Below are 10,651 nucleotides of genomic sequence, written 5' to 3' on the forward strand. Positions count from 1 at the left end.
GATCTGCTGGCAGCCACCTCACTCGACGAGAAGCACATGCCGTCGCTGGTCGAGGGCACGGCGAAGGCCGGCGCCTTGCGCGCCGAGCTTGCCGCCAAATGGGGCGTTGCAGCAGGCATTCCGATCGCCGGCGGCGCCGGCGACAATGCGGCCTCGGCCTGCGGCATGGGCACGGTCGGCGCCGGCCACGCCTTTGTGTCGCTCGGCACCTCCGGCGTGCTGTTCGCCGCCAACGCCGCCTACCTGCCCAATCCGGCAAGCGCGGTGCACACCTTCTGCCACGCGCTGCCCGACACCTGGCACCAGATGGGCGTTATCCTGTCGGCCACCGATTCGCTCAACTGGCTGTCGGAGATCACCGGCAAAAGCGCCGGCGAATTGACCGCCGAGCTCGGCGATACGCTCAAGGCGCCGACCGGTGTGTCCTTCCTGCCCTATCTCTCAGGCGAGCGCACGCCGTACAATGATTCCGCCATTCGTGGCTCGTTCACCGGCCTGGCGCATGAAACCGGCCGCGCCGTGCTGACGCAGGCCGTGCTCGAAGGCGTCGCCTTTGCCTTCCGCGACAGTCTCGAAGCGCTGAAGACGGCCGGCACGACGCTGACCCGGGTCACGGCGATCGGCGGCGGGTCGCGCTCGCGCTACTGGCTGAAGGCGATTGCCACGGCCTTGCAGGTGCCGGTGGACATCCCGGCCGATGGCGATTTCGGCGCCGCGTTCGGCGCGGCCCGGCTCGGCCTGATCGCCGCGACCGGCGCCGATCCGCTTGCCGTGTGCACCGCGCCGGCGACCGACGCCACGATCGATCCGGACGCCGGGCTTGGCGGGGCCTTCGCCGACGCCTACCAGCGCTACAGGGCGCTTTATCCGGCGATCAGGGCGGCAACCGCGTGAGCGGGCGCGAGGCACCCCCCTCTGCCCTGCCGGGCATCTCCCCCTCAAGGGGGGAGATCAGCAGCGTCGACGGCTATGCCAGTCTTGCAAGGTCAGTGATTGGCGAAGGCGGAAAAGCCAGCCAATCTCCCCCCTTGAGGGGGAGATGGCCGGCAGGCCAGAGGGGGGTGCTTGGCGCCCACCTCAACAGCAAAGCCTCACTGCGCCGGCACCTTGTCCAAAAACCCGGTGACGCTCTTCAGGCGGCCGTTCTCGATGACGGCGATGTCGGTGCCTTCGATGACCGACTCGGTGCCCTCCGGGCCGAGATTCCACGAGAAGCGGATCTGATCGGCAAACCCGTCCGGCTGGCCCTTCAGCGAGAAGCGGAACCCGGCGAAGCGTTGCTGCACGCCGTCGATCAGCGCGGCGATGCCTGCGTGGCCGTCGCCCTGCATGATCGGATCGCGGTAGCTGACGTCGCTGGTGAAGGCCGCTTCGAGCAGAGCCTTGCGGCGGCCCGCATCGCTCTCGTTCCAGGCGGTGATGTAGTTCCGGGCGATCGTGTTGAGGTCGGTCATGGTCTTCATCCTTCGTTGGATCGTTTCGACATGACCCTTTTCGACCAGCGCCGGCATGAAACCAATTACGCCTGAGGTAATGGCGGACAGGAACCTGCGAGAGGAAGGACGATCATGAGCAGCGGATTTTTCGGCGACATCCAGACGATCAAGTACGAGGGACCGGATTCGACCAATCCGCTCGCCTACCGGTTCTACAACCCGGACGAGTTGGTCGCCGGCAAGCGGCTGGAAGACCATCTGCGCTTTGCCGTCGCCTACTGGCATTCCTTCGCCTGGCCCGGCGGCGACCCGTTCGGCGGCCAGACCTTCGATCGTCCCTGGTTCGCCAAGCCCGGCGGCATCGACACGATGGAGCTGGCGAAGCTCAAGGCCGACGTCGCCTTCGAGATGTTCTCGCTGCTCGGCGCGCCCTATTTCTGCTTCCACGACGCCGACGTCCGGCCCGAGGGCAAGGACTTTTCCGAGAGCGCCGCGCGCCTCGACGAGATCGCCGACTATTTTGCCGCCAAGATGAAGAAGACCGGCGTCAAGCTGCTGTGGGGCACGGCGAACCTGTTCTCGCACCGCCGCTTCATGTCCGGCGCGGCCACCAATCCCGATCCGGATGTCTTCGCCTATGCGGCGGCGACGGTGAAGAGCTGCATCGACGTCACCAAGCGCCTGAAGGGCGAGAACTACGTGCTGTGGGGCGGCCGCGAGGGCTACGAGACGCTGCTCAACACCGACCTTGGCCGCGAGCAGGAGCAGGCCGGGCGCTTCCTCAGCCTGGTCGTCGACTACAAGCACAAGATCGGGTTCAAGGGCACCATCCTGATCGAGCCGAAGCCCCAGGAGCCGACGAAGCACCAGTACGATTACGACGTCGCCACCGTCTACGGCTTCCTCAAGCGCTTTGGGCTGGAGAAGGAAGTGAAGCTCAACATCGAGCAGGGCCACGCCATCCTCGCCGGCCATTCCTTCGAGCATGAATTGGCGCTCGCCAATGCCCTCGGCGTCTTCGGTTCGATCGACATGAACCGCAACGACTACCAGTCGGGCTGGGACACCGACCAGTTCCCCAACAACGTGCCGGAAATGGCGCTCGCCTACTACCAGGTCCTGCAGGGCGGCGGCTTCAAGACCGGCGGCACCAACTTCGATGCCAAGCTGCGGCGCCAGTCGCTCGACCCGCAGGACCTGCTGATCGGCCATATCGGCGGCATGGATGCCTGCGCGCGCGGCCTCAAGGCGGCGGCCAGGATGATCGAGGACAAGGCGCTGTCGGCCCCGCTGGCCGAGCGCTATGCCGGCTGGAACACCGCCGAAGGCAAGGCGATGCTGTCGGGCAAGCGCACGCTGGAGGAGATCGCCGAGCGGGTGGTCAAGAAGAAGATCGAGCCGCAGCCGCGCTCCGGCCGCCAGGAGCTGCTGGAAAACATCGTCAACCGCTATGTGTGAGGCAGGGCGCCGGCCCTAACTCAAGCAGCCGCTAAGATAAAACGGCTTTGCGCGGGGCTGAAACCGACGACAAGGTTTTGCCCCGCGCCGCCCCTCAATAGCCTCTCTCTTGCCTTCAAACAGCCGTCACGGATTTCCTATAGTGTCGGCTCGTGGCGGGAATCAGGAAGAAGGAGGCGAAACGATATGCAGCACGAACGCGAAATCGACGCCCTGCTCTCATCTGGCGAGGCTGGCTCGATCATCGACCGGCTGATGGAATTGCCGCACGGCAAGGCCGGTTCACGCGGCGCGACCGAATGGGATCGCGCGGTCGCCAGCCGCTTCGAGACCCATATTGCAAGGCAGATGCGCTCCGAGATCGACAGCGCCAGCACCCGGCAGACCGCCGCGTAGCCTATCCCCGGCGGAGCCTCACCGGCGCTTCGCCGAAAGCCCTCGAAAATGCCCTGGAAAATGCCGCCGCGGAGGAGAATCCCGTCCGCCCGGCAATGTCGGCCATGGCGATCCGCGTGTCGACCACCAGGCGCCGGGCGGCGCTGAGGCGCAGCCGCAGATAATAGGCGCCGGGCGTCTCGCCGATCGACTTGCGGAAGATGCTTTCCAGCGTCCGCGCCGTCACGCCGGCGCGCTTGGCCACGGCGTCGATGGTCAGCGGCTGGTCGACATGCGATTCCATCAGCCGGATCGCCTGCGCCAGCCTTGGGTCGTAGCCGTCGAGCCGCCCGAGCGAGACCAGCGGCTGCGCATCGGTCGCGGCGCGCGCCTGGTCGTAGATGAACACGCTCGCCACATCGAGCGCCACGGCCATGCCGAGCCTGGTCCGCACCAGATGCAGCATCAGATCGAAGGTCGGCGAGGCGCCGCCGGACGTGAAGACAGGCCCGTCGATGACATAGCGGTCCGGACGCACGTCGACGCCCGGGAAGGCGGCGGAAAAATCCTCCATGTCCTCCCAATGCGTGGTGGCGCTTCGCCCTTCGAGCAGACCGGCCCGCGCCACCAGCCAGGTGCCGGCCTCGACGCCGCCGCAGGCGCGGGCCGCACGTGCCGCCCTGCGCAACCCCGCAAGCAGCGCCGCCGTGGCATAATTCTGCGTGCCGAAGCCGGCGACGACGACCAACACATCGGTCGGCTCGGCGGCATCGAAGCGGCCGCTGACCGCCACCGGCAGGCCACATGTCGTAACCGGCGCCTCACCCGTCACCGAGACCAGCTTGAAGTCGAACAGCGTGTCGCCCGAGATGCGGTTGGCGGCGCGCAGCGGGTCGACGGCCGAGGCCACGCACATGATCGACGAGCCGGAGAACACCAGGAGCGTCACCTTGAGCGTTTCGTGTTCGGCGCGAAAGATCGTCGGCTTTTCGCTTTTAGTCATGTCAGCTTCGTAAAGCGCAAAACAGTTTCCGGCAAGTCGGTCATTGTTGGGTCTGTCTTGATTGGGAGGAAGTCCAATGCCGCTCGCAATGAACCGTGAGGTCTTCATTACCTGTGCCGTGACCGGGTCCGGCGGCTCGCAGGACCGCAGTCCGCATGTGCCGCGCTCCCCCAAGCAGATCGCCGATTCGGCGATCGACGCCGCCAAGGCGGGTGCGGCGATCGTCCACTGCCATGTCCGCGATCCCGAGACCGGCAAGCCCAGGCGCGACATCCATCTCTATCGCGAGGTGACCGAGCGCATCCGCGAGGCCAATGTCGACGTGGTGCTCAACCTCACCGCCGGCATGGGCGGCGACATGGTGTTCGGCTCGCCGGAGGCGCCGCTGCCGCTGAAAGAGAAGGGCACCGACATGGGCGGCGCCACCAACCGCATGGAACATGTGCGCCAGTGCCTGCCGGAGATCTGCACGCTGGATTGCGGCACGATGAACTTCGCCGAGGCAGACTATGTGATGACCAACACGCCCGGCATGCTGCGCGCCATGGGCGGCATGATGACGGCGCTTGGCGTCAAGCCCGAGATCGAGGCCTTCGACACCGGCCATCTGTGGTTCGCCAAGCAGCTGGTCGAGGAGCAGGTGCTGAAGCCGGACGCGCTGGTGCAGCTGTGCATGGGTGTGCCGTGGGGCGCGCCGGATGACCTCAATACCTTCATGGCCATGGTCAACAACGTGCCGTCGACCTGGAACTGGTCGGCCTTCTCGATCGGCCGCAACCAGATGGCCTATGCGGCGGCCGCGGTGCTCGCCGGGGGCAATGTCCGCGTCGGTCTTGAGGACAATCTTTGGCTGGACAAGGGCGTGCTGGCGACCAACGCGCAGCTCGTCGATCGTGCCGCCAGCATCGTCACCAATCTCGGCGCCAGGATCCTCGGGCCGGAGGAAGTGCGCAAGAAGCTCAACCTCACCAAGCGGGCGCCGATCGCAGCATAAGGCGGGGGCTGACCATGGCGACCGTCAAATTCACCGCGATGAAGGATGGCGACAGGGAAGACTACGAATTCCTGACCGCCCATGAGGTCGACTACGCTGCGAAAACCGGCGAGCGGCTGCTCGACGCGCTGGTGCAGCTTGACGAGGGCCTCTCCGGCTACAAGATCACCCGGCTCGGCCATTCGCTGCAGGCGGCGACGCGGGCCTGGCGCGATGGCGCCGACACTGACTGGATCGCCTGCGCGTTGCTGCACGACATCGGCGATATCTACGCGCCCTACAATCACGACGAATACGCGGCCGCGATCCTGAAGCCCTTCGTGCGCGAACAGTGCACCTGGGTGGTGGAGAAGCACGGCGATTTCCAGCGCCTCTATTACGCGCATCATCTTGGCGGCAACCGCCACGCCCGTGACCGCTTCGCCGGCCATCCCTATTTCGACGACTGCGACCGGTTCTGCGAGCGCTGGGACCAGTCGAGCTTCGACCCCGATTACGACACGCTGCCGATCGAGTTCTTCCGGCCCTTCGTGCTCGAAGTCTTCGCCCGCAAGGCCTACGACCCGGCCGTGATCCGCGCCGGCGAGCGTGTGCCGCTTACCGATCCCGAAACCGCCAAGACCAGAACCGGAGCTTCCGCATGAGCATCATCAACAAGGCAGCCGCCATAGGCGGCGGCGTCATCGGCGCCGGCTGGGTGGCGCGGCTTCTGCTCAATGGCATCGATGTGTCGATTTTCGATCCCGATCCCGAAGCTTCGCGCAAAGTGGGCGAGGTGATGAAGGGCGCCCGCCGCGCCTATAAGCAGATGCTGCCCGGCGGCCTGCCCAAGGAAGGCAAGCTGACCTTCGCCAAGACCATCGCCGAGGCGGTCGCCGACGCAGATTTCATCCAGGAAAGCGTGCCGGAGCGACTCGACCTCAAGCACAGGGTGCTGGCCGAGATCGACGCCCATGCGCCGGCCAATGCCATCGTCGGCTCGTCGACCTCCGGCATCAAGCCGACCGACATGCAGGTGGCCATGAAGAAGCACCCGGAGCGGCTGGTCGTCGGCCATCCGTTCAACCCGGTCTATCTCCTGCCGCTGGTCGAGATCGTCGGCGGCGAGCAGACCTTCCCGGAGGCGATCGAGGTCGCCAAGGAACTCTATGCCTCGATCGGCATGAAACCGGTCGTGGTGCGCAAGGAGATCGAGGCCTTCGTCGGCGACCGCCTGCTCGAAGCCGCCTGGCGCGAGGCGCTGTGGCTGGTCAAGGACGGCATCTGCACCGTCGAGGAACTAGACGACATCATGCGCTATTCCTTCGGCCTGCGCTGGGCGCAGATGGGCATGTTCCAGGTCTACCGCGTCGCCGGCGGCGAGGCCGGCATGCGGCACTTCATGGCACAGTTCGGCCCGTGCCTGAAATGGCCGTGGACCAAGCTGATGGACGTGCCGGAGTTCAACGACGAGCTGGTCGACCTCATCGCCACCCAGTCGGACGAGCAGGCGCATGGCCTGTCGATCCGCGAGCTGGAAAAGATCCGCGACGACAATCTGGTCGCCATCATGGAAGCGCTGTCGAAGCAGAACAAGGGCAAGGGCTGGGGCGCCGGCGCGCTGCACAAGGACTATACCAGGCAGCTCGCCAAGCTGGCGGCGAAGAAGCCGGTCTCCAAGGCGGCCGAGAAGGCCAAGGCTGCCAAGCCGGTGAAGAAGGCCGTGAAGCCGGCAAAGGCCGAAAAGTCGAAGAAGAGCAAGAAGAAGGGCTGAGGCGATGGATTTCGGTCTTTCCGAGGAACAAAAGCTCATCGTCGAGACGACGCGCGCCTTCGTCGAGAACGAGCTTTATCCGCATGAGCGCGAGGTGGAGCGCACCGGCGTGCTGCGCCGCGAGCTGATCGACGAGCTGAAGGCCAAGGCGATCGAGGCCGGGCTCTACGCCGCCAACATGCCGGCCGATGTCGGCGGCGCCGGCCTCGATACGGTGAGTTGGCTGCTCTACGAGAAGGAGCTCGGCCGCGCCAACTACGCGCTGCACTGGACCTGCGTAGCGCGTCCTTCCAACATCCTGCTCGCCGGCACGCCGGAGCAGCGCGAGAAATATCTCTTCCCCTGCATCCGCGGCGAGAAGTGGGACTGCCTGGCAATGACCGAGCCCGGCGCCGGCTCCGACCTGCGCGGCATGAAGGCCACCGCCGTGCAGGATGGCGACGACTGGGTGCTGAACGGCACCAAACACTTCATCAGCCATGCCGACATCGCCGACTTTGCGATTTGTTTCATGGCTTCAGGCGAAGAGGATTCGCCGCGCGGCAAACGCAAGAAGATCACCGCCTTCTTCGTCGACAAGGGCACCAGGGGCTTTGCCGTGCGCGACGGCTACCGCAACGTCTCGCATCGCGGCTACACCAACGCCATCCTCGAATTCGATGATTGCCGGCTGCCGGCGAGCCAGGTCCTGGGCGAGGTGCACAAGGGTTTCGAGGTTGCCAATTCCTGGCTCGGCGCCACTCGCCTGCAGGTCGGCGCCACCTGCCTCGGCCGCGCCGAGCGTGCGCTTGGCCACGCCATCGAGTACGCCGCCCAGCGCCAGCAGTTCGGCCAGCAGATCGGCAAGTTCCAGGGCGTGTCGTTCAAGCTCGCCGACATGGCGACGGAGTTGAAAGCCGCCGACCTGATGGTGTTCGAAGCCGGCTGGAAGTACGATCAGGGCACCGTCACCGACCAGGACATGGCCATGGCCAAGCTGAAGGCTACAGAGATGCTGGCTTTCGTCGCCGACGAGGCGATCCAAATCCATGGCGGCATGGGGCTGATGGACGATCTGCCGCTGGAGCGCATCTGGCGCGACGCCCGCGTCGAGCGCATCTGGGAAGGCACTTCGGAGATTCAGCGACATATTATTTCGCGGGCGCTGCTGCGTCCGTTTGGGGCTTAGAGCATGATGCCCAAAGCCGGGATCCGGCTTTTGGAGAAGATCATGTTCAAACGAAAAGATGGCCATGCATAAACTCGAACGTCTCCTGCGCCCGAAATCGATCGCCGTGTTTGGCGGCGCGCAGGCCGCCGCCGTCGTCGCGCAATCGATCAAGATGGGCTTTGCCGGCGAAATCTGGCCGGTGCACCCGACCAAGGACGAGGTTGCCGGCCGCAAGGCCTACCGCTCCGTCGCCGAATTGCCCGGCGCGCCCGATGCCGCTTTCGTCGGCGTCAACCGGCATCTTTCCATCGAGGTGGTCAAGGCTCTGGCAGAGCGCGGCGCCGGCGGCGCCGTCTGCTTCGCCGCTGGCTTCCTCGAGACCGAAGCCTATGACGAGGACGGCGAGCGGCTGCAGGCTGAATTGGTTACGGCCGCCGGCCAGATGCCGATCATCGGCCCCAACTGCTACGGCCTCATCAACTATGCCGACGGCGCGCTGCTCTGGCCCGACCAGCATGGCGGCATCAGGCTGCCCGACAGCGGCAAGGGCGTCGCCATCATCACCCAGTCGTCCAACATCGCCATCAACATGACGATGCAGAAGCGCGGCCTGCCGATCGCCTTCCTGATGACCGCCGGCAATCAGGCGCAGACCGGCCTCTCGGAAATGGCCCTCGGCCTGATCGAGGATGAGCGCGTCACCTCGCTCGGCCTGCACATCGAGGCCTTCGATTCGGTCGCCGGTTTCGAGCGGCTTGCGGCCAGGGCGCGCGAGCTGAGGAAGCCGATCATCGCCATGAAGGTCGGCCGCTCGGAACAGGCGCGGCAGGCGACGGTGTCGCACACCGCCTCGCTGGCCGGCTCGGACGCCGCTTCCGGCGCCTTCCTGAGGCGGCTCGGCATCGCCCGCGTCGATTCCATTCCAGCCTTCATCGAGGCGCTGAAGCTGCTGCACATCACCGGGCCGCTGCCCGGCTACAAGCTGTCGTCGATGAGCTGCTCGGGCGGCGAGGCCTCGGTGATGGCCGACAGCGCGGAGGGGCGCTGGGTGCATTTCCCGCCTCTGACCGACAAGCATCGCGTCCATGTCAAGTCGACGCTGGGGCCGCTGGTCGCGGTCGCCAATCCGCTCGACTACCACACCTTCATCTGGAACAACGAGCCGGCTATGACGGCCACCTTCACCGCGATGGTGTCGGGCGGCTTCGACCTCAACATGCTGGTGCTCGACTTCCCGCGTCCCGACCGCTGCTCCGACACCGACTGGTGGGCGACGCTGCGCGCTTTCGAGGCGGCGCTGAAGACCAACAGCGCGCAAGGCGCGATCGTGTCCTCACTGCCGGAAAACCTGCCGGAGGAATATACCGCCGGGCTGATGGCGCGCGGCATGGTGCCGTTGTTCGGCATCTCGGAAGCCATGGATGCCGCTCAGGCGGCCGCCTTCATCGGCTGGGCCTGGCGCGAGCCCGAGGCACAGCCGGTCGACACCAGCGCCGCGGGCGCGGCCGACGCCGGCCATGTTACGCCCGACGAGGCCGAGGCCAAGGCGCGGCTGATCAAGGCCGGGCTACCGGTGCCGAAGGGCGAGCGCGCCGCCAATGCGGTTGAGGCGGTGATTTCGTCGATGGCGCTAGGCTTCCCGGTGGCGCTGAAGGCGCTGGGCGTCACCCACAAGTCGGAAGTCGGCGCGGTGATCCTCAACCTCAAGGATGCCGAATCCGTGAGCACCGCCGCGCATGACCTCCTGCCGCTCGGCACCGGCCTCTATGCCGAGCGCATGGTGCGCGACGGCGTCGCCGAGCTGATCGTCGGCTTCACCCGCGACCCGATGTTCGGCGCGGTGATGACGCTCGGCACCGGCGGCGTGCTGGTCGAGCTCCTGCGCGACAGCGTCACTTTGATGCTGCCGGCGACCCGCGACGATATCGAGGCGGCATTGCGTGGACTGAAGCTCTACCCACTGCTCGAAGGCTATCGCGGCCGGCCCAAGGCCGATGTCCAGGCGGCCATCGACGCCATCGCCGGCATCGCCGGCTTTGTGCAGCAGAATGCCGGCGAGATCGAGGAGCTCGACATCAATCCGCTGATCGTCTGCGCCGAAGGCAAGGGCGCCTGGATCGCCGACGCGCTGCTGGTGCTTGGAGAGAAGAAGAATGCCTGACGTCATTTCGACCCGCCGCGAGGGCACGATCCTCGAAGTCACGCTTGACCGGCCGAAGGCCAATGCCATCGACCTGAAGACGTCGCGGCTGATGGGCGAGACGTTCAAGGCGTTCCGCGACGATCCCGACCTGCGTGTCGCCATCGTCAGGACCGCCGGCGACAAGTTCTTCTGCGCCGGCTGGGACCTCAAGGCGGCGGCCGGCGGTGACGCGGTCGACGGCGATTACGGCGTCGGCGGCTTCGCCGGCCTGCAGGAATTGCGCGACCTCAACAAGCCGGTCATCGCTTGCGTCAACGGCATGGCGGTCGGCGGCGGCTT

The 10,651-nt window shown here is 66.1% G+C and carries 11 protein-coding genes; 9 read left to right on the top strand and 2 right to left on the bottom strand.

Features of this window, described 5'->3' with window-relative positions; genetic code table 11:
* Positions 1–894: FGGY-family carbohydrate kinase (locus EN745_RS20600; RefSeq protein ID WP_245487779.1), on the top strand; the 894-nt coding region annotated here is incomplete at its 5' end.
* A 197-nt stretch (positions 895–1,091) separates the two neighbouring features.
* Here the strand turns inward: EN745_RS20600 and EN745_RS20610 are convergent.
* Positions 1,092–1,454 (bottom strand): nuclear transport factor 2 family protein, encoded by a 363-nt coding sequence (locus EN745_RS20610; RefSeq protein ID WP_126056933.1) that lies wholly within the window; start codon positions 1,452–1,454, stop codon positions 1,092–1,094.
* A gap of 114 nt (positions 1,455–1,568) precedes the next feature.
* Between EN745_RS20610 and xylA the strand changes: the two genes are divergently transcribed.
* Positions 1,569–2,894, top strand: coding sequence for a xylose isomerase (gene xylA / locus EN745_RS20615; RefSeq protein WP_126056932.1), 1,326 nt, complete (start codon positions 1,569–1,571; stop codon positions 2,892–2,894).
* 186 nt (positions 2,895–3,080) lie between these two features.
* A complete protein-coding gene (locus tag EN745_RS20620) occupies positions 3,081–3,290 on the top strand; it encodes a hypothetical protein (protein WP_127422123.1) in 210 nt (69 codons plus the stop codon).
* Position 3,291: 1 nt separating this feature from the next.
* Here EN745_RS20620 and EN745_RS20625 read toward each other — a convergent pair whose 3' ends face one another.
* Positions 3,292–4,272, bottom strand: coding sequence for a GlxA family transcriptional regulator (locus tag EN745_RS20625; RefSeq protein WP_126056930.1), 981 nt, complete (start codon positions 4,270–4,272; stop codon positions 3,292–3,294).
* 76 nt (positions 4,273–4,348) lie between these two features.
* On the opposite strand from EN745_RS20625, the gene EN745_RS20630 reads away from it, so the two are divergent.
* The 6 genes from EN745_RS20630 to EN745_RS20655 all read left to right on the top strand — a co-directional run.
* A complete protein-coding gene (locus EN745_RS20630) occupies positions 4,349–5,266 on the top strand; it encodes a 3-keto-5-aminohexanoate cleavage protein (protein ID WP_126056929.1) in 918 nt (305 codons plus the stop codon).
* A gap of 14 nt (positions 5,267–5,280) precedes the next feature.
* Complete coding sequence (locus EN745_RS20635; RefSeq protein ID WP_126056928.1) at positions 5,281–5,910, top strand: HD domain-containing protein; 630 nt, start codon at positions 5,281–5,283, stop codon at positions 5,908–5,910.
* On the top strand, positions 5,907–7,019 hold the full coding sequence (locus tag EN745_RS20640; RefSeq protein WP_126056927.1) for a carnitine 3-dehydrogenase: 1,113 nt from the start codon (positions 5,907–5,909) through the stop codon (positions 7,017–7,019). Before EN745_RS20635 ends, EN745_RS20640 begins: the two co-directional genes overlap by 4 nt.
* Positions 7,020–7,023: 4 nt before the next feature.
* A complete protein-coding gene (locus EN745_RS20645; RefSeq protein ID WP_126056926.1) occupies positions 7,024–8,187 on the top strand; it encodes an acyl-CoA dehydrogenase in 1,164 nt (387 codons plus the stop codon).
* Positions 8,188–8,251: 64 nt separating this feature from the next.
* Positions 8,252–10,330 (top strand): acetate--CoA ligase family protein, encoded by a 2,079-nt coding sequence (locus EN745_RS20650; RefSeq protein WP_127406912.1) that lies wholly within the window; start codon positions 8,252–8,254, stop codon positions 10,328–10,330.
* Positions 10,323–10,651: enoyl-CoA hydratase-related protein (locus EN745_RS20655; RefSeq protein ID WP_189363108.1), on the top strand; the 329-nt coding region annotated here is incomplete at its 3' end. The genes EN745_RS20650 and EN745_RS20655, both read left to right, overlap by 8 nt.

The organism is Mesorhizobium sp. M4A.F.Ca.ET.022.05.2.1 (assembly GCF_003998845.1).
In the GTDB taxonomy this organism is placed as follows: Bacteria; Pseudomonadota; Alphaproteobacteria; order Rhizobiales; family Rhizobiaceae; genus Mesorhizobium.

What these genes read in the sequence shown, in the direction of transcription:
- EN745_RS20610 (WP_126056933.1), bottom strand. Translation starts at nt 1,454, where the DNA reads ATGACCGACCTCAACACGATCGCCCGGAACTACATCACCGCCTGGAAC.
- xylA (WP_126056932.1), top strand. Translation starts at nt 1,569, where the DNA reads ATGAGCAGCGGATTTTTCGGCGACATCCAGACGATCAAGTACGAGGGA.
- EN745_RS20620 (WP_127422123.1), top strand. Translation starts at nt 3,081, where the DNA reads ATGCAGCACGAACGCGAAATCGACGCCCTGCTCTCATCTGGCGAGGCT.
- EN745_RS20625 (WP_126056930.1), bottom strand. Translation starts at nt 4,272, where the DNA reads ATGACTAAAAGCGAAAAGCCGACGATCTTTCGCGCCGAACACGAAACG.
- EN745_RS20630 (WP_126056929.1), top strand. Translation starts at nt 4,349, where the DNA reads ATGCCGCTCGCAATGAACCGTGAGGTCTTCATTACCTGTGCCGTGACC.
- EN745_RS20635 (WP_126056928.1), top strand. Translation starts at nt 5,281, where the DNA reads ATGGCGACCGTCAAATTCACCGCGATGAAGGATGGCGACAGGGAAGAC.
- EN745_RS20640 (WP_126056927.1), top strand. Translation starts at nt 5,907, where the DNA reads ATGAGCATCATCAACAAGGCAGCCGCCATAGGCGGCGGCGTCATCGGC.
- EN745_RS20645 (WP_126056926.1), top strand. Translation starts at nt 7,024, where the DNA reads ATGGATTTCGGTCTTTCCGAGGAACAAAAGCTCATCGTCGAGACGACG.
- EN745_RS20650 (WP_127406912.1), top strand. Translation starts at nt 8,252, where the DNA reads ATGCATAAACTCGAACGTCTCCTGCGCCCGAAATCGATCGCCGTGTTT.